Genomic DNA, 21,997 nt, shown 5'->3' on the forward strand with positions numbered 1-21,997 from the left:
CGCCAAATCTTTGGATTAACGAGAGGTATAATTTTATGGTTAACAAACCCCTAATATGCGGTTGTAGTAATTAACGTACAACAACCGTTGCGGCAGGTTTGCGGTTGGCGAGATAGACCCCCGTCACCGCCAAAACAGTGCCGGCAATCATGGCTGGCGTCAGTGTTTCGCCGAAAAGCAGCGCAGCTTCCACGGCCGCAAACGGCGGCACGAGATAGATCAGCGAAGCGGCCCGCGAGACCTGCCCGCGCCGGATCAGATAAAGAAGCAGCGCTACGGCGCCAATGGAGATCGCACCCACGGACCAGGCGAGCGTGGCAGCAAGGCCGAGGCTCCAGTCCACATGTCCATCCTCCAGCAAAAGCGCGAAGGGAACCGTCACCAGCAGCGCACCGACATATTGCAGCGTTGCCACCGCCATGATGTTTCCGCCATGGACATATTTCTTCTGGTAGAGGGTGCCATAGGTAACCGACGTCATGCCCAGCACATTCACCGCCACGGCGTAAAGCGGCACGGAGAGGCCAAATGCGCCCGTCGCCATGACCTTCGGCAGCACGGCAATGGCGATGCCCACAAATCCAAGCAATAGGCCCGCGCGCTGCAAGGGCGAGATTTTCTCGCCGATCATGTAGCGGGCAGCCACCGCCGTCATCAGCGGCTGCAGACCGGCGATGATGCCGCCGATCGCCGCCGGCACGCCCTGCCCGATCGCCCACCAGATCATGCCAAGATAAAGACCGTGCAGGAAGACGCCGGACAGGATCGCCCGGAAAAGGTCGACGCGCCGCTGCGGCCACTGGATGGAGGAAAAGCGGCAGATCGCCCACAGCAGCGCTCCCGCCAGAAGATAGCGCAGACAGAGAAAGGTCAGCGGCCCGGTATAATAGACCGCATATTTGGCGGTGACCCAGCCGGTCGACCAGAGAAAGACGAAGATGGCCGGAGCCAGACGGTCGAGTGACATGGGAACATCCACTGTGCCGCATGATGCCGTAACCGGGACAGGCGGCGAATTGATATTTCTGCGGCTTCACGCAAACCGGCGAATGATCGAACCGGGTATCAGCATGGCGGTATCCGCATCCCGACCCAAGGTCAAAGGCGTTTTCGTGATCGCATCTTTCAGATTTTCTGATGCGACGCCGGATATTCATCAACCGAAAGCGAACGAACAAAATTTATGCATTCGCCCACGGCGCACACAGCGACACCACCCCATTACACCCCTCGTCACCGCGCAACCAATTTGCCGATGCCGCATTTATAGGCTGAAACCGAAAAAACGCTTCTTTTTTAAAACTCTAGGGCGGTAAAAAATCTTCTCGGGGAGGCCTGCATAGTTCTTGCATTGCATTTGGCGTTGTATTCATATGGCAAAAAAAGGGGACATCGAAGTTGGCATTTGACGAAATGATAAATGCGGACGACACGCCGCGAAGCCCATATGAAAACTATAACGAGTGGTACAGCCGACAGGACAGGGCTCACCTGATCCAGAAATCAAAAGACGCGGAAAACATCTTTCGGAAAACCGGTATTACTTTCGCAGTCTATGGCCATGCCGATAGTTCAGAAAAACTGATCCCCTTCGATATCATCCCGCGCATCATCTCCGGCCGCGAGTGGCGCAAACTGGCCCAGGGCATCGAACAGCGCGTTCTCGCCCTCAATGCTTTCCTCGACGATATCTACCACAAGCAGGAAATCATCCGCGCCGGGCGCATTCCCCGCGAAATCATCGAGAAAAACGAAGCCTTCCTGCCGGAAATGATCGGCTTCACTCCGCCCGGCGGCGTTTATACCCATATTGTCGGCACTGACATTGTCCGCACCGGCGAAGACCAGTTCTACGTTCTGGAAGACAATGCCCGCACCCCCTCAGGTGTCAGCTACATGCTGGAAAACCGCGAGACGATGATGCAGATGTTCCCGGAACTCTTCCACGAAAACCGCGTGCGCCGGGTGGAGGATTACCCCTATCTACTGCGCCAGTCGCTCGCTTCGCTCGCACCGCCCGGCTGTTCCGGCAAGCCGCGCGTCGCGGTGCTGACGCCCGGCATCTATAATTCCGCCTATTACGAGCACTCCTTCCTCGCTGACATGATGGGCGTGGAACTGGTGGAAGGCTCCGACCTGCGCGTCATGGACGGCAAGGTCAAGATGCGCACCACGCGCGGCTACGAAGCGATCGACGTGCTCTACCGCCGCGTCGATGATGATTTCCTCGATCCGCTGACCTTCCGGCCGGATTCGGCGCTCGGCGTGCCCGGCATCATGGATGTCTATCGCGCCGGCAACATCACCATTGCCAATGCGCCCGGCACCGGCATTTCCGATGACAAGGCTATCTATTCCTACATGCCCGAGATCGTCGAGTTCTATACCGGCCGCAAGCCGCTTCTCGAAAACGTGCCGACCTGGCGCTGTTCGGAGCCGGACAGCCTGAAATACGTACTCGACAACCTCGCCGATCTCGTTGTCAAGGAAGTCCACGGTTCGGGCGGTTACGGCATGCTGGTTGGCCCAACCGCGACGAAACGCGAGCGCGCTTTGTTTGCAGAAAAACTGAGGGCCCGCCCCTCCAACTATATTGCGCAGCCGACGCTGTCGCTGTCCACCGTGCCGATCATGGTGAAAAACGGCATTGCGCCGCGCCATGTCGATCTGCGTCCCTATGTGCTTGTCTCGGACAAGGTGCAGATCATTCCCGGCGGACTGACTCGTGTTGCCCTCAAGCAGGGCTCCCTGGTGGTCAATTCCAGCCAGGGCGGCGGCACCAAGGATACATGGGTACTGGAGGACTAAGCCATGCTGGGCAGAACGGCAAACGGGCTCTACTGGATGTTCCGGTATATTGAGCGCGCTGAAAATATCGCCCGGCTTATCGATGCGGGCCTGCGCGTTTCCCTGACGCGCAGCGGCAGCGGCGATGAGGACTGGGACGGCGTGTTGCAGAGTGCCGGCGTGCACGAAGCCTTTCTCGAAACGCGCGAGAAGGTGACGGCGGCCAATGCGATCGATTATCTCCTGCGGGACAAGGCAAACCCTTCGAGCGTCATGTCCTGCATCGAGGCAGGCCGCAACAATGCCCGCATGGTGCGCACCGCGCTGACGCGCGAGACATGGGAAGCCACCAACGAATTCTGGATCGAGTTGAAGAACATCCTCGGCCGCAAGCTCAGCCATGCCGAACTGCCGCAGACCATCGATGTCATCAAGCATCGCGCCGGTCTGGTGCGCGGCGCCTTCCACGGCTCGATGCTGCGCAACGATCTCTATAATTTCTCCCGCATCGGCACCTTCATCGAGCGCGCCGACAACACCGCCCGCATTCTCGACGTAAAATATTACGTGCTGCTGCCGGCCGTGGCGCATGTTGGCTCCTCGCTGGACAATGCCCAATGGGAATCGATCCTGCGCTCGGTCTCGGCGCACCGCTCCTATGGCTGGGTCTATGATGCGGAATACAAGCCCGCCAACATTGCCGACTTCCTCATTCTCAACGGCCGCATGCCGCGCTCGCTCGCCTATTGCTATGAGAAGATCACCAGCAACCTCAATTACATAGCTGAGGATTACGGTGAAAAGCACAAGGCGCATGAAACGGCGGAAAGCATTCGCGACAGTCTGCGCAAGACGACGATCGATCGCGTCATGGATGAAGGCCTGCACGAGTTTCTGGAGAGATTTGTCAACCGGAACGGGCAGCTGGGGCAGGAAATCATGGAAGGCTACCGCTTTTATCTGTAAGCGCGTGGACGGGGACAGCTTATGCGTCTGAAAATCACCCATACGACCGAATATGTCTATGACGAGCCGATGCCCTATGCATTGCAGCGGCTGCGCCTGACGCCACAGACCGGCCCGTGCCAGACGGTGGAGGACTGGGATGTATCGGTCGACGGCGCCACCGTCGAAGTGAGCTATGACGACCATTTCGGCAACCGTGTCGCATTGGTCGAGACCGAAGGCCCGCAACGCAGGGTCAAGGTCGTGGCTGGTGGCCTCGTCATAACCGAAGACAGGGCCGGCATGGTCGGGCCCCACACCGGCAGTGCGCCGCTATGGCTCTTCCTGCGCGAGACGCCGCTGACGAAGCCCGGCAAACTCGTGCGCGAACTGGCGAAGGCCAGCACCGGCAACAGCGAGCTCGAGCGCCTGCACGACCTGATGGAGAAGATCAACAGCAAGGTGGAATATGTGCCGGGTTCGACCGACACCGAAACCACCGCCGAACTGGCACTCGAAGCCGGCAAGGGCGTTTGCCAGGACCATGCCCATATCCTCATTTCCGCCGCCCGGCTGATGGGCCTGCCCGCCCGCTATGTTTCCGGTTATCTGATGATGGAAGACGTGGCGGAGCAGACGGCAACCCATGCCTGGGCCGAGGTGCATCTGCAGGGGCTCGGCTGGGTTGGCTTTGACGCCGCCAACAATATCTGCCCTGACGATCGCTACGTGCGCATTGCCCTTGGCCTCTGCTACCGCGACTGCGCGCCGATATCGGGCATGCGGATCGGCCCGGCCGGCGAAACGCTGAACGTTTCGGTGACCGTGCAGCAATCGCAGAGCCAATCGCAAAGCTGAGACAATGGCCGGCAGAGACGACGAAACGATCGGCTTTTATACGGATAATGCCGGATCCTATACGTCGAGAGGGCAGACGGCGGACCTTCCCCATTTGGAAAAATTCCTGTCGCGCCTGCCCAAAGGCGCGACCATCCTCGAACTGGGGTGCGGTGGCGGGCAGGACAGTGAATTCATGCTCGCTGCAGGCTTCGACGTGCGCCCGACGGACGGCACACCCGAAATCGCCAAGGCGGCCGAAACGCGGCTCGGCATTCCCGTTGCAACATTGCTGTTCGAAGATATCGGCGACGTGGAGACTTATGACGGCGTGTGGGCCAATGCCTGCCTGTTGCATGTCCCCCGCCCCGCTCTTTCCGGCATCATCCGCCGCATCCATACGGCGCTGAAACAGGGCGGCGTTTTCTACGCCAGCTTCAAGGCCGGAGAAGCGGAAGGCCGCGACACGTTCGGCCGCTATTACAACTATCCTTCGAAAACCTGGCTTGAGGACCTGTACGGGCATTTCGCCTGGGCAGGGGTGGAAATAGAAGCACGGCACGGCAGCGGTTACGACAAGCTGCCAACCGACTGGCTGCATGTGACGGCAACGAAACCCTGATCCGCTTTCAACAACCTGTGGGTTGCGAAAGCCCGCCGTGACCGGTTAAATCGCCGCAGCAACCGATCAGGGAGAGGGCTTTTTGTACAGTATTTCCGACTATCGCGACTGCCAGTCCCATGGACCCATCATTGCGGAACGGGTCTGGACGGCATGGTGGCAGGATAGTGGCCTCCAGGTCGGCGATGTGGCTGAACATCTGAAGGACATGGTGACCCCCCATGCCCTGCCGACCGGCTTCGTCGCCCATGACGACAAGGGTTACGTCGGCTCCGCCTTTCTTATCCATTGCGATCTGGAGGAGCGGCCACAATATCTGCCATGGGTTGCCGCACTCTGGGTGGAGGAAAACAGCAGACGCTCAGGTGTCGCCCGGGCGCTGATGCAGGCCGCAACACAACGGGCCGCCGAACTTGGTCACGACACCAGCTACCTGTGCTGCCGGCGCCGTCTCGAAACCTATTATACGAACTGCGGCTGGACCGTTCTGGAACGTGGTGTTGGCAAGCACGACCTGACGGTGCTGACCTACAGCACGAAAACATAGACTGTCCGCTATATCCGTTGCCAGACATCGGGGAGGAACCATGAAACCGCCAGCCGCCCTTATGGAAACGGCGATCTACGCCAACGATCTCGACGCCGCCGAGGCCTTTTATCGCGATGTCTTCGGGCTGGAGGTGGTGCGCAGGCTGCCGGGCCAGTTCGTGTTCTTCAAATGTGGCCGGCAGATGCTGCTGGTCTTCGATCCGCAACAATCGCGCACGGCCACCCCCGACAATCCGATCCCGCGCCACGGCGCCACCGGACAAGGCCATTTCTGTTTTTATGCGAAAGACAAGTCGGAAGTGGACGACTGGAAAGCCCGCTTCGAGGAGCTTGGAATTCCCATCGAACACTATCACCGCTGGCCGAATGACAGCTATTCCGTCTACATCCGCGACCCGGCCGGCAATTCCGTGGAGGTGGGCGAAGGCAGGCTGTGGGGGTTCGAGTAAGCCCCAGATACCCGGAAGAACACTATGAAGAACATTTTTGTCGTCACGCACACCCAGTCCGTCCATCATGTCGAGAACAAGGTTGGTGGCTGGTATGATACCGAACTGACACCCAAGGGAAAAGCCGATGCGCAGGCGACGGCCGAGAAACTTGTGGCCTTGATCGGCAACGCATCAGTCGAAATCTTCAGTTCCGATCTTCTGCGGGCCTCCCAGACTGCGGCAATCATTGCTGAACACCTCAAGTCCCCTTTTGAAACCACGGATGGCCTGCGGGAAATCAGCTACGGTTCGGCGGGTGGTATGCCGCAGGAATGGCTCGACGCCCGTCAGATACCGGCCCCCCATCACGACCGGATGGATCATCGTGGCGGAATTGCTGATGGCGAAACGAGACGAGAGTTGGCCGAAAGAGTGTACCGCGCCGTGGACACGATTATATCGCGTCCTTGCCCCACGCAGATCATCGTTACCCATGGCTTCGCTCTTACCTTCGTCATCGCGGCATGGATCAAAATGCCGATCGACAGCGTCGGTTATGTCAGCTTTCCCGCGTCTTCCGGCAGCATTACGCACCTAAGACAAGACGATTACTGGCAAAACCGCGGCGTTATCGCTTTGGCGGATGTGTCCCACCTGAAGACAAGCCGGGGATGACGTCGAGAGGGGGACGCTGAGCGACCCCCTCCCTCAACCGTTTAACGTGCAGCCCCGGTAGATCAGATCTGCCGAACCGTGATTTCTTCTTCCGCATTAACCGCAAGCGGGTTCCTCAGCGGCAGGCCGAAACCAGCGGCCTCGATCTCGAACACGTCACCCGCTTCCGGCTTGATGCCCTCCGCAAAAGAGAGCGTCGCGGTGCCGAACATGTGCACATGGACGTCACCAGGTGCGCGGAACAGGCCGTATTTGAAGTGGTGATATTCGAGGTTCGCGAAGGTGTGGGACATGTTGTCCTCACCCGAAACAAACGGCTTTTCGAAAATGACCTTGTCGCCACGACGGATGCGCGAGGTGCCGCGAATATCCGACGGTGCAACGCCGACGCGGATTTCCGGGCCGAAGCTTGCCGGGCGCAACTTCGAATGGGCGAGGTAGAGATAGTTGATCCGCTCGGTGACGTGATCGGAAAATTCGTTCGACACGGCAAAGCCGATGCGCACGGGTTCGCCCTTGTCGGAGATCACGTAGATGCCGGCCATTTCCGGCTCTTCGCCGCCATCAAGCGCGAAGGACGGAGAGGTGAGAGCAGCACCGGGTGCCGCTGCGACATAGCCGTTGCCCTTGTAGAACCACTCGGGTTGAACACCCTTTTCGCCAGCCTTCGGCTTGCCATTTTCCAGACCCATGCGGAACATCTTCATGGAATCCGTCAGGCTTTCCTCGGCGGCTTCCGTGGTCTTCTTGTGCATGCTGTCGCGGGTAGCAGCAGAGCCGAGATGGGTCAGGCCCGTGCCTGTCAGATGCAGATGCGCCGGATCGGGATGGGTGATCGGCGGCAGAAAGCGACCTTCAGCGTAAGCCTTTTCAAGATCGACGGCATCGCCGAGACCATGGGCGGATACAACATCGGCAAGGCTCTTGCCACCATTGGCAGCTTCCATGGCGAGCGCGTAAACCGATTGAGCGCCGTTGACGGCGTGCGCCTGTCCGCCTTCTTCGCGAACGGCGACGGTGATTTTGCCACTGGCATCCTTGATCTGTGAAATGAGCACGGGATTTCCTTCCTGCGGCGCAACGCGCCTTATCTTCTTCGGCGCGCTGCGCCTTCACCTTATGAAAGTGGCCGGAAACCGGCCACTTTTTTGACTTGCTATATTGGCTGGGCAATCAGCCCTTGTTCTTGTTGTAGACGTCGAAGAACACGGCAGCGAGCAGCACGAGGCCCTTGACCATCTGCTGGAAGTCGATGCCGAGGCCGACGATCGACATGCCGTTGTTCATGACGCCCATGATGAAGGCACCGATAACAGCACCGGTGATCTTGCCAACGCCGCCGGAGGCCGAAGCACCGCCGATGAAGCAGGCCGCGATCACATCAAGCTCGAAGCCAACGCCTGCCTTCGGCGTTGCCGAGTTGAGGCGTGTCGCGATGATCATGCCGGCCAGACCGGCCAGTACACCCATGTTGACGAAGGTTAGGAAGCTCAGGCGTTCGGTGTTGATACCGGAAAGCTTGGTCGCCTTCTCGTTGCCGCCCATGGCGTAAACGCGGCGGCCAATGGTCGTGCGGCGCGTCACGAAGCTGTAAAGCGCAATCAGAACCAGCATCACGATCAGGACGTTCGGCAGGCCACGATAGGTGGACAGCTGGTAGCCAAGGAACAGAATAGCGCCTGAGATGAGCAGGTTCTGCACAATGAAGAAACCGAACGGCTCCACGTCGATGCCGTGCTTCACGTTCACCACGCGACGGCGCCACGCCAGATAGAACAGCACGACCGTAATCACCAATGTCAGGATCATCGACGTCGTGTTCAGACCTTCGATGCCACCGATATCAGGCAGGAAGCCAGTGCTGATGATCTGGAAATCCGTCGGGAACGGGCCGATGTTCTTGCCGCCGAGCACAAAAAGCGTGAGGCCGCGGAACACAAGCATGCCCGCCAGCGTCACGATGAACGACGGGATGCGATGATAGGCGATCCAGTAACCCTGGGCAGCACCGATGATACCGCCGATGACAAGACAAATCAGCGCCGCGAGAAACGGGTTCATGCCCCACTGCACGGTCAATATGGCCGCAATCGCGCCGACGAAGGCGACGATGGAACCGACCGAAAGGTCAATATGTCCGGCCACGATGACCAGCAGCATGCCAAGCGCCATGATGACGATGAACGAGTTCTGCAGGATGAGGTTGGTCAGGTTAACGGGCCGGAACAGAATGCCGCCGGTGTAGAACTGGAAGAAAACCATGATAGCGACGAGCGCGATCAGCATGCCGTATTCGCGGATATTGGAGCGAATATACGACCCGACCGAGATGACGTTGCTTTCTTCGTTTGTGGTGTTTGCCGAACTCATGAGTTCTTCTCCCCTGAGCGCATGATAGCGCGCATGATGCTTTCCTGGCTCGCCTCTCCCTTCGGCAATTCAGCGACGATGCGGCCTTCGTTCATGACGTAGATGCGGTCGCAATTGCCGAGCAGTTCAGGCATTTCCGATGAGATCATCAGAACGCCTTTGCCGTCGGCAGCGAGCTGGTTGATGATGGTGTAGATTTCGTATTTCGCGCCAACGTCGATACCGCGTGTCGGCTCGTCGAGGATCAGGACATCAGGATTGGAGAAGAGCCACTTGGAAAGCACGACCTTCTGCTGGTTGCCGCCCGAAAGATTGACCGTTTCCTGAAAGATGCCCGAAGAGCGGATGCGAAGGCGTGTGCGGAAATCGCTCGCCACCTTCATTTCCTTGATGTCGTCGATGACGCTGGCCTTCGACACGCCGGCCAGATTGGCAAGCGTGGTGTTGTGCAGAATGTTGTCGTTGAGCACCAGACCGAGATGTTTGCGGTCTTCGGTCACATAGGCAAGACCGGCATCGATTGCCTTGCGAACGGTGCTGACATCCACGGGCTTGCCGTCGATCAGAACGTCGCCGGTGATCTTGTGACCGTAGGACTTGCCGAACACGCTCATGGCGAATTCCGTGCGCCCTGCCCCCATCAGCCCGGCAATGCCGACGACTTCGCCCTTGCGCACGGTGACGTTGATGTCGTGCAGGACCTTCCGGTCGCGGTGCTGCTGGTGATAGGCGTTCCAGTTCTTCACTTCGAGAATGGTCTCGCCGATCGGCACGTCGCGCGGCGGATAACGATCTTCTAGATCGCGTCCCACCATGTTGCGGATGATGACGTCCTCGCTGATTTCTTCCTGATGACAGTCGAGCGTCTTCACCGTCATGCCGTCGCGCAGCACGGTGATCTGGTCGGCCACCTTGCGCACTTCGTTGAGCTTGTGGGTGATGATGATCGACGTCATGCCCTGCTTGCGGAACTCGATCAAAAGGTTGAGCAGAGCCTCGGAATCGCTCTCGTTGAGCGAGGCGGTCGGCTCATCAAGGATGAGAAGCTTCACGCTCTTCGACAACGCCTTGGCGATTTCGACCAGCTGCTGCTTGCCGACGCCGATATCCGTAATCAGCGTCTCCGGCGATTCCTTCAGGCCCACCTTCTTCAGAAGTTCGCGGGTACGGTTGAAGGTCTGCTGCCAGTTGATCACGCCGCCCGAAGCGACCTCGTTGCCAAGGAAAATATTTTCGGCAATCGACAGGAGCGGCACAAGCGCAAGCTCCTGGTGAATGATGATGATACCAATATCTTCGCTGTCGTTGATGGCGCGAAAATTCCGCACTGCGCCTTCATAGTGGATTTCGCCCTCATAGGTGCCGGCGGGATAAACACCGGAAAGGACCTTCATCAAGGTCGACTTCCCCGCGCCGTTCTCACCGACGAGTGCGTGGATCTCACCCTCCTTAACCTTGAGGTTGACGTTCTCAAGCGCTTTCACGCCCGGAAACGTCTTGGTGATGTTCCGCATTTCGAGAATGGTATTGGCCATATCGCAATCCAGCGCCCGATTAATTCCGGCGTTTTTATTTTTATGGAAAAACGGGGATGACGCCAAGTCATCCCCGCATGTGTCTTCAGCTTATTTCAGCTGGTCTTCCTTGTAGTAACCGCCATCGACGAGAACCTGCTTGTAGTTCTCCTTGGTAACGGCAACCGGCTTCAGGAGGTAGGACGGAACGACCTTGACGCCATTTTCATAGGTCTTGGTGTCGTTCACTTCCGGCTCCTTGCCCTGCAGAACAGCGTTGACCATGTTCACGGTCACCTTGGCGAGTTCGCGGGTGTCCTTGAAGATGGTGGAATACTGTTCGCCTGCAATGATCGACTTGACCGACGGAACTTCAGCGTCCTGACCGGAAACGACCGGCAGCGGCTGGTCCTTCGTGCCATAACCAACGCCCTTCAGCGAGGAGATGATGCCGATGGAGAGACCGTCGTAAGGCGACAGAACAGCGTCAACCTTGGCGTCGGTGTAATAAGCGGAAAGAAGGTTGTCCATGCGGGCCTGGGCCGTTGCCGGATCCCAACGCAGCGTACCGACCTTGTCCATGCCGGTCTGGCCGGACTTCACGACGAGCTTGCCGCTGTCGATGTAAGGCTGGAGAACCGACATTGCGCCGTCATAGAAGAAGAACGCATTGTTGTCGTCAGGAGAGCCGCCGAACAGCTCGATGTTGAACGGGCCCTTGCCGTCCTTCACGCCAAGCTTGTCGACAATCGAAGTCGCCTGCAGAACGCCAACCTGGAAGTTGTCAAAGGTTGCGTAGTAGCTGACATCGCCGCTGTTGCGGATCAGGCGGTCATAAGCGATGACCTTGATGCCCTGCTCGCCAGCCTGCTTCAGGACGTCCGACAGCGTCGTGCCGTCGATCGATGCGATCACGAGGACCTTGACGCCCTTGGTGACCATGTTTTCGATCTGGGAAAGCTGGTTCGGAATATCGTCATCGGCATATTGCAGGTCGGTCGTGTAACCGGCTTCCTGAAGCTGCTTCACGATGTTGTTGCCGTCGTCGATCCAGCGTGCGGACGACTTGGTCGGCATGGCGATACCAACGGAACCCTTGTCCTGTGCAAAAGCCGGCACTGCGAAAGAAGCAGCACCGATGGCACAAGCCGCCATCAGCGAAATAATGGACTTCATTAACTCTCTCCCTTGAGCCCTTCTCTGGAGCCCGCATGTTGCGGTGCACCATGAAATTCATGCCGTCAGAGGAAGAAGCCGCGTTGCGCTCACCCCGATTTCGCAATTGCGAAATGGAACAGCTGCCGCTCCTCCCCAGCATTCCGCAAATTGTTCTGAATCCATATAACTGTCAAATAGAATAAATCAGTTTCCATATATCAATTATGATATATTAAATCGATACAAAAACCGATGAGGGGTATAGAACCGCGAATGAACAACCAAAAAGTGTATGAGCAGGCGCAAACAACGGACGCAGTTTTCGTCTTTGAAGACAACCCTTTGCTGCGGGCCGGTTTGAAGATGAGCCACCTGCGCATGCTTGTCATGATCGAAGAGCACGGGCAGGTCAGCGCAGCGGCGGCCGCCATGAACATGACGCAGCCAGCAGCCTCGCGCATGCTCGCGGAAATGGAGGCGATCGTCAAATCACCCCTTTGTCAGCGGGCCTCGCGCGGGGTGGTGCTGACGAAATTCGGCGAGGCGCTGGCGCGCCGGGCACGCACCATCCTGCTGGAACTGCGCGAGGCGAGCCGTGAACTGAACCAGATGAAGTCGGGCAGCGGCGGCTCGGTCTATATCGGCGCCGTCACCGCGCCCGCCATCAGCCTCGTGGTTCCCGCCATAAGGCGAGCCATGGACACCCATCCCGGCATTGAAATCAACGTGCAGGTGGAAAGCAGCAACGTGCTGGCGCGCGAACTGCTGGCCGCGCGCCACGATTTCATCATCGGCCGCATTCCCGATGATTTCGACCCCGGCCTCTTCTCCATCCATGAAATCGGCATCGAGCGCGCCTGTCTTGTCGTGCGCGAAGGCCACCCCCTGCTGCGCGGCGAGCCCGTGACCCTGCAGGATCTCTCCGGTTACGACTGGGTTTTCCAGCCGCCCGGCGCGCTTTTGCGCAGAACCATGGAGGATGTCTTTCTGACCCACGGCGTCACCATGCCGCGCAACATCATCAACACGCCCTCCATGCTTTTGACGCTCGCCCTGATCTGCAACACCGATGCTATTGCGCCGATCGCCCAGGACATGGCCGAATTCGTTGCCGGCCAGCAGGCGGATATCGGCCGAACCCGCATATTGCCGACGGATTTCGAACTCGTCGTGAAGCCCTACAGCATCATCACCACCAAGGGCCGGGTTTTGCCGCCCAGCGCCCGCCTGCTCTACGATCTGGTTCTGGATGAGAGCCGCAAGCTGACCGGCCCGTGACGGCGGCAAGCCAGACACCACCTTCATGATCCATAAAGGCCGGATAGTCAGACCGGCGAGGGAAAAGCCGCATGCTCTTCGGACAATCCGTCTTCCAGTCGGTTGTTGAACGACTGAAACTGGAAAAAGAAGAAAGCGTGGAGCCGCCACCGCCGGCCGGTCATCGTATTGCCGGTTTCAGCTCGGGCTTTGTCATCGATACGCATATTGAAACGCCGCCACCGGCGAACGGCAATCTCGATGCCTATCTCGCCTTCATGGTTGAGCCCGCGCCACCCGCGGAACCTCAACCGGAGCCCGAGCCGGAAGCGATGCCGGCCCACCTCGAAAAGACCTCGCTTGCCGATGTCTCCGCGGAACTGGCGATCCACGACACCGACACGGCCGCAACGCTTGCGGAAAAGCGCCGCGCCTTTGCCCGCCTCAATCATCCCGACCGGGTGAAGCCGCAATTCCGGCATAATGCGACGCTGCGCATGACGGCGGCCAATCTCCTGATCGACCAGGCGATCCGGATGCTGCGGATGCGGGAGCATTTCCGGTGAAAATGCCGGGCCGTCTTATCTCGGGAAATATATAAAACGGAAGATAGGCGGCGCTTCAGCCCGCATCGTTCTTATCGGTGGGCGCGCTTTCGGCGGCGGGCTCATCCGTGCCGTTCCCGCTTTTGGCGGCATCGCTTGCGGGTTTGAACTTCAGCAGCAATTCATAGGCCGCATAAGCCCCGATGCCGGCTACGATGGTTCCCCAGAAAAACTCGCGATTGACGAATTCGATGACGGCCCAGGCGGCGCAAAAGCCGACAATGAGCAACCGGACCCACAGGGGACGATAAAGCGGATGACTCGTATCGATATTCAGCATGGCGTTCCCGTCCCGGGCCTTTCCAGTCGATCGCATGATTGCGGCTCCGCGCCACAAGACGTGAAGATGCTTATGCGTCTTGGCGGTTTCGCGGGAGAATTGCAACGCAATTCGGCCCGCTGCCGATCAGGCTGACGTGAAAGACAGCCGGGAAAATGGTTGCCGATATCGCAGACCATGGACTACAGGAACATCCAGGCACAGGCCGCACCCTGCGGCCGCCCAGAACCCGGACTGCCCAAGGCTCTCTTCGACGGTCAGTCGCGCAGGCGTCCGAGCAGAGCCAGAAGCTGATCGCGCGCCTTCTTGCCGCCGATCCGGTCGATCAGCTTTTCCTCACGGTCCCGCCAGGTATTGGAAAGCCGGTCGAGAAGGCTGCTGCCTTCCTCCGTCATGTCGAGGAAATGAACGCGCCTGTCCTCTTCCGATTTGCGGCGGACAAGCAGCCCCTTCTCTTCCATGCTGTCGACGATCGCGACGAAATTGGCCCGCTGTATGCCGAGCGCTTCAGCCACATCGCTCTGTTTGAGGCCCGGATTACCGCCGACGATGACGAGCACGGAAAAATCGGCGGGCCGCAATCCCTGCTCGGCCAGCACATCGGCAAAGCCATTTGCCACGGCAAGTTGCGAGTGCCGCAAGTGATAGCTGATCGCAGTCGTCAGCAACCCATAGTCGATCGCCGTGAGGTGCGCCGCTTCCGCGCTGCCGCTTTCGGCCTTTTCCGTTCGCGGCCCGTTGCTGTGTGCCAATCGCAAAGCCATCCGATCCCCCGCCTGATTCGTTCCTTTACCTTGCCGAAATCATAACCGACAACGTTGCGAAACTGTATCCCAAATAAATGTAGATGATACTAATATTGTATAATAATTTGACAGTTAATCGCCGGCGAAGCAACCACGGACTCCGGATCGCGGTTGGCAAAACAGAAAAAGTATGACTATTTACCCACCAATTTTGAGGGGCTAAAATCGACTCCCGCGCCGTGTTTGAAAGGCATTGCTGCAATCCTGCCGCTACTTCGATAATGGGGCAGTGCAACGGTCCGGCTCGGCGATAACATACTACTTATAAGGGAAAATCTATTCCGGTAAAAACACAATACGCCAAACGACGTAACACCCCGCCGCCACGCAAAAGCGTGCGGCGCCCTCACAACACGCCCGCACGCCCGGCCCCGCCCGAAAACAGGCAACCTTTCGCAAATCTTTGATTTTTAGACGTTGATGCGGAAACAAAGCTGGGGTATGAACCAACCGCTGCACGCGATTCAAGCGTGACTGCTGCACCCGTAGCTCAGCTGGATAGAGTGTTGGATTCCGATTCCAAAGGTCACAGGTTCGAATCCTGTCGGGTGCGCCATTTATCTTACCCTGACATCGTTTATGGCAATCCTCCACTTAGAAGGCTGCATAAAGCTTGTGCCTGTCTTCCAAAGCGACAAGCCCCTTCGGCGCGGGTTCTGTGAACATATTCCTGTAATCACCCGGATGTATTTGCCGCAATATGGCTGCAATACTCCTGATCGACGGGTCTGGTTGGGTTGCTCCAGCATGAGCCATCTGGCGGGGTAAAAGGGAAAGTTAATCCATGAAAATCAAGGCAATTATTGCTGTATCCGTATCAGTTCTCATCCTTTCAGGGTGCCAGACGAACCCCAGTTTCGAAAGGGATCAGGAAGTCATAGGAGGAAGTCCCGCCGTCAAACGCAGGGCGGTTCAAAATTGCTATGAAACAACCAAGAAAAAGTCCAAGAGTTCCAAGATTGCCGTGGCTGAAGCCATGAATGTCAGCCCGAACAGCAACGTCGACATGATCTTCTGCACGCGATTAATCGACGCCATCGCAAGCAAGCGAATTACATACAACGATTTGGATAGCGGAAGCCCAGCCTTTATTCGCGCCATGCAGGCCAGATAATTTCCGATCCGGCAAATCTTTCGGATAGGAACGGCGGTCTGCGGAAAAGTAAATAATTCCGACATGCAGCGCTCAAAAAATGCCGCGCGGGAGATCAGGCCCGTGCGGCATTTTTCGTTCTCAGGCGGGCGGGCGATATCAGGCCCGCCAACCCCAGTCATACACAACCCGGCGCCAGGACCATGGAAGCGCCCTGAAATAGCGATCAGAACTCCTGCCAGTCGCCCTTTGTATCGACAGCGGCGTTGCCCGAAAACGCCGAGGCGATCTTGCGACCCAGCGCGCGGACGGGGGATGCCACATATTTGTCGTTGCCGGCGGCGCTGCGAACCGGAGCAGGCTGGCTTTTTTGCTGATAAGCGCCATCGGCGAGCCTGAATTGGGAGAGCAGCTGGTTGAGCGACGCCACTTCCTTGGCCAGGCTGTGGCTCGCGGCATTGGTTTCTTCCACCATCGCCGCGTTCTTCTGCGTGTCCTGGTCCATCTGGTTCACGGCCGTATTGATCTGCTGCAGGCCGGAGGATTGTTCCTGCGCAGCCTCCACGATGGAGACGACGTGCCGGTTGATTTCCTGCACTTCAGAAACGATGGTCTCCAGCGCCTTTCCGGTGTCACCGACCAGCTGCACGCCCTGCTGCACCTGGTCGTTCGATGTGGTGATCAGGGCCTTGATCTCCTTCGCCGCGTTGGCGGAGCGCTGGGCAAGCTCACGCACCTCCTGCGCCACCACGGCAAAGCCCTTGCCGGCCTCGCCCGCACGGGCGGCTTCCACACCGGCATTCAGCGCAAGCAGGTTGGTCTGGAAGGCGATCTCGTCGATCACGCCGATGATGTTGCTGATCTCATTGGCCGATTTGGCGATCTGCTCCATGGCGACCACGGCGCGGCGCACCACCTGGCCGGATTGTTCGGCGCCCGCCTTGGCGCGGCTGACGATCTGGCCCGCCTCCTGCGCGCGTTTGGTGGAATCCCTGACCGTCGTGGTGATTTCTTCAAGCGCAGCGGCTGTTTCCTCCACGGCTGCGGCCTGCTGCTCGGTGCGCTTGGCCAGATCGTCGGCGGCAGACTTGATCTCGTCCGCGCCCGCACCGATGCCGCTGGCGTTCTGCGCCACCTTGGTCAATGCCGCCTGCAGCTTTTCGGCGGACGTGTTGAAATCGTTGCGAACGCCATCCAGCGTCGCGGTAAAAGGCTGGCCGATGCGATAGGAAACATCGCCTTCCGAAAGCTTCGAGAGGCCGGCTGCGAGATTGTCGACGGCGAATTTGACATCGGCCGCCTCCGTTGCCTTCTGCTGCTCCCGCTCGATCCGGTCTTTCTCCGAGAGGCTGCGATTGGCTTCGGTTTCCTGCTCGAGACGAATGCGCTCGACGGCGTTTTCGCGGAACACCTGAACGGCTTTCGCCATCTGGCCCACTTCATCCCGGCGCGCCGTGCCGTCAATCTCCGAGGCCGTTTCACCGCCGGCAAGCGACACCATGCGCTCGCGCAGACGGGCAATCGGCGTTGTGATACCACGAGACGCCACGAACAGCGCCAGAATGATGCCGATCGCAAAAGCAATGCCGACAACCACCAGGGAAGTGAAGATGGTCGAATTGGTCTTGTCGGTCAGATCGTCGCTTCCCTTGACAACACCCTTGGCAAGCTTGTCCAGAAGGGCAGAGATTTCATTCCCGGTCGAGCGGATCAAAGCGTCGGCCTTCATAAGTTCAGCGGCAGATTCCTTGTTGCGATCGGTCGAACCGAATTCCACGGCTTTGTCGGTCGAGGTGATTATGCCCTGAGCCTGGCCCAACAGCTTGTCCAGCCCCGCAGCTTCCTCCGGAAAAATGGTTTTGACATGGTTGAGGCGCGATATCAAAGCCACCTTGTCTGTCTCGTATTCGTGCTTGACGATCTTGAAGTCAGGAATGTTGGTGTCGTAAGCCATGACCTGATAGGCGCCATAAGCCATGGCCTGCAGGTTGCGGTTTGCCCGCGAAAGCTCCACCAGAGCGGCGTTGTCGTTGGCAATAAAATACGAATAGGCCGTGTCCGTCCGCTTGTAGTGCATGGACATGAAGGCTGTGGCGCCAAGGCCGACAATGCAGAGCGGGAGAATGAGCGACAGGATTTTGATGCGGATACTGGCGTTTTGAAGAAAAGACACGGGAACCTCAGGTCATTGAAAAACCGCTCCTTCCCCGTGCCGGAGGTGTTCGGCAAGACTGACATTGCACGTCAAGCGCCTCGATCATCGAAGCTCCGCTAGCCGTATCATCGGCTCTCAACGCATCTGCTTCATGCATGCGCCGGGAAAGCCGCCTGTCCCTTCAAATACGGACAGGCCGCGCCGCCCTAGATGGCATGGCGGCTCCGCAAGCAAAGCGGAAACGCCACGCCGAATTTCGAGGAAGGGAATGAAATCAACCGGTTCTTCAGCCGGCGCGCCTTCCGTTTGTTTTCCAGAAAAATGATTATAGTAATAAACTTTATAATTCCTTCACGACGACCAGTGTCAGCGGCTCGAGGCAAAAGAACGCGATCTTCGTGCGTCGCTCCGTCGCTGGAAGATCAGGGCGACAAGGGCAAGCCCGGCCATGGCGGCGAATATCAATGCTATGTCGCGATAGGCGGCGGCAAAACCGAAGCGGGCAATCCACGGCTGGCTTGCCAGCGGCGAGATGAAATGCCCGAGAAACATCGAAGCGGTGACGATGCCGGCGATGCGCCCGCGCAGGCTGAGCGGCGCCAGCATGATGGTCGTGGACATGATGCCCGGCATCACCACACCGAGGCCAAACCCCACCACCGCAAGCGATGACAGCATGGCAACCAGCCCCTCGGCCATGGCAAGCAGCGCAAAACCCGCCGCCATCAATACCAGCCCGGCGGCAATGATGGCGGTCACGCTGACCCTTGCCCGCAATCGCCCGAAATTGAGCGCCGCCAACGCCCCGGCCAGATTGAAAATGCCGATGGCGTATCCCGCAATGCTGCCGGAAAACACCCCAAGCTCCCGCAGGAAAAACGGCAGCTGCGAGGGGATGGTGTAAAACAGGGCATTGACGAGAAATACTGCCAGCGCCAGCACACCCACCAGCAGCCAGTTGACCGCAAACTCCTGTTCGCCACCGGCTTTGATCCCGCCATCGTTCCTCACCGGCTCCGTCAGAAAAAACACGGCCGCCGGCAGAATGAGCAGGGCGACGGCATAGACCGCGAAGGGCGCGCGCCAGGGCAGATCCGCCAGCAAACCGCCCGCCACCACAAAAATCACGCCGCCGATCTGGGTAAAGGCCTGTTGCAGGCCGAGATAGCGCTCCCGCGCCGGACCTTCGAAATAATCACCCACCAGCGCCGTGCCGATCGTCATGATGGCGCCGATCGCCAGACCGAGAAAGGCACGCCCCACAAGCAGGCCGGCAAGACTTTCGGCAAAAAGGCCGGACATGCCGGAAAGGCTGTAAAGCAGGATAGCGCCAAGCAGCAGCCGCTTGCGGCCGAAGCGATCCGCCAGCACACCGGCAATGGGCGCGCAGAAAGCCACGAAAACCGAGGGCAATGTCAGCACCATGCGGCTCATGATATCCACATGCGGCGTCGACAGGAAAGTCTGCTCGATGGCCGGCAGCGAAGGTGCGACCGTGGTTCCGGCCATGATGGTGAGCGTGGCGACGAACAGGAGCGTCACTTTCAACGCGAAGGATTTTTCGGTCATTCTCACGCCCCCTTGTAAGGTGTTGCGGACCGCGCCTGTTTCAGCGCCCGCGCCCACCAGCCAAGCTTGTTCATCATCGTCTCCAGCGCGCCTGCCGCCGCCGCGCCGGCATCGAGCTGGCCGGCGGCATCGACACGATCCCAGGGATTGGCGAAGCTGACGACATCGCGGATCGTTACCGCATGCAGTTCCGCAAAGACGGGGCGAAGCTGCTCGGTGGCGCGCAGGCCGCCGGAAATCCCGCCATAGGACACGAAGGCCACCGGCTTGGCGCCCCATTCGTCATAGGCGGAATCGATCAGCACCTTCAGCGCGCCGGGGTAACTGCGGTTATATTCCGGGGTGACGACGATGAAAGCATCGGCGCCATCGAGGCTTTGCCGAAGCTGCCGCACCGAGGCGCGCTCGGGCGCGTGGTCCTGCGGCAGATCGAGTTCGCGCGGGTCGATGACCGCCAGCTCCAGTCCCGGCAGAGCCCTCAGCTGGTCAAGCAGCCATTGGCCGACAACATCGCAGAAGCGCGGGTTGCGGGCGCTGCCAAATATGATCCGTATGGAAAGTGTATCATCGCTCATGGAACGTCCTTCAACAGTGTTCCATGTCCTGATAATTCCTCAACTATAGTTGAGGTCAATAGCCGCGTACAAAAAAAGCGGCAGGTTTTGAAACTGCCGCTTTGATTTATGATGGTGGCGTTGAAAAGCGACGCCGGGCTTCAGGCCGCCGCGCGCCGCAACGCTGTGGCAACCTTGTGGATATGCGCCGCACCAATGCCGCAGCAGCCGCCGATCATGGTCGCGCCCGCATCCGCCCAGGAGCAGGCAAAACGGGAATAAACATCGTCTGTCAGATCGGCGCGCGTGTCATGCAGCCCTTCATTGGCGGCGGAATCACCCTGCTCGCCTTCAAAGGCATTGGCATAAACGCCGATTTCCAGTGACACACCCTTTTCCGCGAAGACGGCGGCGGCCGTCTCAACCGCGGCTTTCATGACTTCCGGCTTGCTGCAATTGAACAGAAGGGCGGCCGCGCCCGATTGCGCCGCCCATTCGGCGGCCGCCTTGACCGTTTCACCGGAGCGAAGCGCAGGCTCGCCGCCGGTCGCAGCCGCATCATCATTGAGCGTGAAGGAAATCCAGAACGGTTTGCCAGTCGCGGCAACGGCTTCACGCACCGCCTCGCCCTCGGCGATCAGGCTGAGCGTCTCGCCGAGCCAGACGTCGACATGAGGCGCGAGATTATCGACCAGCACCTTCAGATAGGTCTGCACCCGGCCCGCATCGAAATTCTGCGGCTCATAGGAGCCGAAGATCGGCGGCAGCGAACCCGCCACCAGCACCTTGCGGCCGGAGGCATCCGCCGCTTCGCGCGCCAGCTTGCCGGAAAGGGCGATCAGCGACGCGCCGTCCTTCTGGAAACGCTCTTCGCCGATGTGGAAGGGCACCAGCGCATAGGAATTGGTGGTGACGACATCGGCACCGGCTTCGATGAATTCCTGGTGCACCTGCCGCACGATCTCAGGCGCGTCGATAAGCGCCAGCGCAGACCATTCCGGCTGTTTCAGCACGGCGCCGAGCCGCTGCAATTCGCGGCTCATACCGCCGTCGAGGATACGGATTGTGCTCATGGTCATAACTCCCTGAATATTTATCGTCGGACGGGCACCTGCTGTTCGATAAGGCCGAAACAGCGGGCGATGATGGCGGTGAGAATGAGATAAAAGACGGTGACGACGATCAGCGGCTCATAGACGAGCAGCGTGTCCTGCCGCACCTTGTAGGCGACGGCGTAGAGATCCATGACAGTCACGGTGAAAGCAAGCGGCGTCGCCTTCAGCTGCATCACCACCTCGCCGGCAATGGTCGGCAGCGCAATGCGGATGGCGCGCGGCAGCCAGATGCGGCGAATGAGGGTGAAACGGCCCATGCCGAAAGCCCTGCCCGCCTCCAGCTCGCCTTTCGGCACGGCCAGCAGCGCGCCGCGCAGAACTTCCGCCTCATAAGCCGCATAATTCAGCGTGAAGCTGACGGCCGCGAAGAAGAATCCTTCACGCAGCACCGGCCACATGAAGCTTTGCCTGATGCCGGGGATCATCGGCAGAAGCGAGCCGACGCCGTAATAAAGCAGCCAGAGCTGGATGAGCAGCGGCGTGCCCCGGAAGAAGGTGCAATAAGCCCGCGCCAGGATTTTCGTCGTCCGCCCGCCGCTCACCTGTGCGAAGGCGAGCCCGATGGCCAGAAGAAATCCGATGCTGACGGAGATGACAAGCAGCGCCACCGTCTGCCATGCACCCGAAAGAAGAAGCGGCCAATATTTCGCGACCCATGAAAAATCCATGCCGTCC

At 58.9% G+C, this 21,997-nt stretch carries 22 protein-coding genes and 1 tRNA gene; 11 read left to right on the plus strand and 12 right to left on the minus strand.

Going from position 1 to position 21,997, the window contains the following annotated elements; genetic code table 11:
• Positions 1–70: 70 nt before the first annotated feature.
• Positions 71–967: a DMT family transporter gene (locus ASB65_RS20570; RefSeq protein ID WP_060725209.1), complete on the minus strand. Its 897-nt coding sequence runs from the start codon at positions 965–967 to the stop codon at positions 71–73.
• Positions 968–1,398: 431 nt separating this feature from the next.
• On the opposite strand from ASB65_RS20570, the gene ASB65_RS20575 reads away from it, so the two are divergent.
• From ASB65_RS20575 to ASB65_RS20605, 7 genes are all read left to right on the plus strand, one after another.
• Positions 1,399–2,808: a circularly permuted type 2 ATP-grasp protein gene (locus ASB65_RS20575; protein WP_003509490.1), complete on the plus strand. Its 1,410-nt coding sequence runs from the start codon at positions 1,399–1,401 to the stop codon at positions 2,806–2,808.
• A 3-nt stretch (positions 2,809–2,811) separates the two neighbouring features.
• Positions 2,812–3,753, plus strand: a complete 942-nt coding sequence (locus ASB65_RS20580; protein WP_003513700.1) for an alpha-E domain-containing protein — start codon at positions 2,812–2,814, stop codon at positions 3,751–3,753.
• 21 nt (positions 3,754–3,774) lie between these two features.
• Positions 3,775–4,590 (plus strand): transglutaminase family protein, encoded by an 816-nt coding sequence (locus ASB65_RS20585; RefSeq protein WP_003513702.1) that lies wholly within the window; start codon positions 3,775–3,777, stop codon positions 4,588–4,590.
• A gap of 4 nt (positions 4,591–4,594) precedes the next feature.
• Positions 4,595–5,191, plus strand: coding sequence for a class I SAM-dependent methyltransferase (locus tag ASB65_RS20590; RefSeq protein ID WP_060725210.1), 597 nt, complete (start codon positions 4,595–4,597; stop codon positions 5,189–5,191).
• An 82-nt stretch (positions 5,192–5,273) separates the two neighbouring features.
• Entirely contained in the window at positions 5,274–5,738 is a 465-nt protein-coding gene (locus ASB65_RS20595; RefSeq protein WP_060725211.1) for a GNAT family N-acetyltransferase, read from the plus strand.
• A gap of 40 nt (positions 5,739–5,778) precedes the next feature.
• The gene (locus ASB65_RS20600) at positions 5,779–6,189 is read left to right on the plus strand and encodes a VOC family protein (RefSeq protein ID WP_019565146.1); all 411 of its coding nucleotides are present in this window, start codon (positions 5,779–5,781) and stop codon (positions 6,187–6,189) included.
• A 24-nt stretch (positions 6,190–6,213) separates the two neighbouring features.
• Positions 6,214–6,846 (plus strand): histidine phosphatase family protein, encoded by a 633-nt coding sequence (locus ASB65_RS20605; protein WP_003513710.1) that lies wholly within the window; start codon positions 6,214–6,216, stop codon positions 6,844–6,846.
• 62 nt (positions 6,847–6,908) lie between these two features.
• Here ASB65_RS20605 and araD1 read toward each other — a convergent pair whose 3' ends face one another.
• From araD1 to chvE, 4 genes are all read right to left on the minus strand, one after another.
• Positions 6,909–7,904, minus strand: coding sequence for a 2-keto-3-deoxy-L-arabinonate dehydratase AraD1 (araD1, locus tag ASB65_RS20610; RefSeq protein WP_013636674.1), 996 nt, complete (start codon positions 7,902–7,904; stop codon positions 6,909–6,911).
• A 115-nt stretch (positions 7,905–8,019) separates the two neighbouring features.
• Positions 8,020–9,216: a sugar ABC transporter permease GguB gene (gene gguB, locus ASB65_RS20615; RefSeq protein WP_003513714.1), complete on the minus strand. Its 1,197-nt coding sequence runs from the start codon at positions 9,214–9,216 to the stop codon at positions 8,020–8,022.
• Positions 9,213–10,751, minus strand: a complete 1,539-nt coding sequence (gguA, locus tag ASB65_RS20620) for a sugar ABC transporter ATP-binding protein GguA (RefSeq protein ID WP_003513716.1) — start codon at positions 10,749–10,751, stop codon at positions 9,213–9,215. The genes gguB and gguA overlap by 4 nt, the downstream gene beginning before the upstream one ends.
• Before the next feature lie 90 nt (positions 10,752–10,841).
• Positions 10,842–11,906, minus strand: a complete 1,065-nt coding sequence (chvE, locus tag ASB65_RS20625) for a sugar ABC transporter substrate-binding protein ChvE (RefSeq protein ID WP_060725212.1) — start codon at positions 11,904–11,906, stop codon at positions 10,842–10,844.
• A gap of 255 nt (positions 11,907–12,161) precedes the next feature.
• Between chvE and ASB65_RS20630 the strand changes: the two genes are divergently transcribed.
• Together ASB65_RS20630 and ASB65_RS20635 are read left to right on the plus strand one after the other, a co-directional pair.
• A complete protein-coding gene (locus ASB65_RS20630) occupies positions 12,162–13,166 on the plus strand; it encodes a LysR family transcriptional regulator (protein WP_060725213.1) in 1,005 nt (334 codons plus the stop codon).
• A gap of 71 nt (positions 13,167–13,237) precedes the next feature.
• On the plus strand, positions 13,238–13,711 hold the full coding sequence (locus tag ASB65_RS20635; protein WP_060725214.1) for a hypothetical protein: 474 nt from the start codon (positions 13,238–13,240) through the stop codon (positions 13,709–13,711).
• A gap of 55 nt (positions 13,712–13,766) precedes the next feature.
• Here the strand turns inward: ASB65_RS20635 and ASB65_RS20640 are convergent, their stop codons facing one another.
• Positions 13,767–14,030: a hypothetical protein gene (locus ASB65_RS20640; protein ID WP_003509467.1), complete on the minus strand. Its 264-nt coding sequence runs from the start codon at positions 14,028–14,030 to the stop codon at positions 13,767–13,769.
• A 257-nt stretch (positions 14,031–14,287) separates the two neighbouring features.
• Complete coding sequence (locus ASB65_RS20645; protein ID WP_020809385.1) at positions 14,288–14,794, minus strand: MarR family winged helix-turn-helix transcriptional regulator; 507 nt, start codon at positions 14,792–14,794, stop codon at positions 14,288–14,290.
• A gap of 521 nt (positions 14,795–15,315) precedes the next feature.
• Between ASB65_RS20645 and ASB65_RS20650 the strand changes: the two genes are divergently transcribed.
• Together ASB65_RS20650 and ASB65_RS28335 are read left to right on the plus strand one after the other, a co-directional pair.
• A tRNA-Arg gene (locus ASB65_RS20650) sits at positions 15,316–15,392 on the plus strand.
• Between the two features lie 228 nt (positions 15,393–15,620).
• Complete coding sequence (locus tag ASB65_RS28335; RefSeq protein WP_060725215.1) at positions 15,621–15,950, plus strand: hypothetical protein; 330 nt, start codon at positions 15,621–15,623, stop codon at positions 15,948–15,950.
• A gap of 205 nt (positions 15,951–16,155) precedes the next feature.
• On the opposite strand, the gene ASB65_RS20660 is transcribed toward ASB65_RS28335, so the two are convergent.
• The 5 genes from ASB65_RS20660 to ASB65_RS20680 form a co-directional block, all read right to left on the minus strand.
• Positions 16,156–18,102 carry a methyl-accepting chemotaxis protein gene (locus ASB65_RS20660; protein ID WP_060725216.1) on the minus strand — a complete coding sequence of 649 codons (1,947 nt, stop codon included), beginning with the start codon at positions 18,100–18,102 and terminating at the stop codon, positions 16,156–16,158.
• Positions 18,103–18,450: 348 nt separating this feature from the next.
• The gene (locus tag ASB65_RS20665) at positions 18,451–19,653 is read right to left on the minus strand and encodes an MFS transporter (RefSeq protein WP_060725217.1); all 1,203 of its coding nucleotides are present in this window, start codon (positions 19,651–19,653) and stop codon (positions 18,451–18,453) included.
• Between the two features lie 2 nt (positions 19,654–19,655).
• A complete protein-coding gene (locus tag ASB65_RS20670) occupies positions 19,656–20,228 on the minus strand; it encodes an NADPH-dependent FMN reductase (RefSeq protein ID WP_003509456.1) in 573 nt (190 codons plus the stop codon).
• A 140-nt stretch (positions 20,229–20,368) separates the two neighbouring features.
• Positions 20,369–21,280, minus strand: coding sequence for a homocysteine S-methyltransferase family protein (locus ASB65_RS20675; protein WP_060725264.1), 912 nt, complete (start codon positions 21,278–21,280; stop codon positions 20,369–20,371).
• Positions 21,281–21,300: 20 nt separating this feature from the next.
• On the minus strand, positions 21,301–21,990 hold the full coding sequence (locus tag ASB65_RS20680) for an ABC transporter permease (RefSeq protein ID WP_020809379.1): 690 nt from the start codon (positions 21,988–21,990) through the stop codon (positions 21,301–21,303).
• Positions 21,991–21,997 lie beyond the last annotated feature (7 nt).

This window comes from Agrobacterium tumefaciens str. B6, from assembly GCF_001541315.1.
Taxonomy (GTDB): domain Bacteria; phylum Pseudomonadota; class Alphaproteobacteria; order Rhizobiales; family Rhizobiaceae; genus Agrobacterium; species Agrobacterium radiobacter.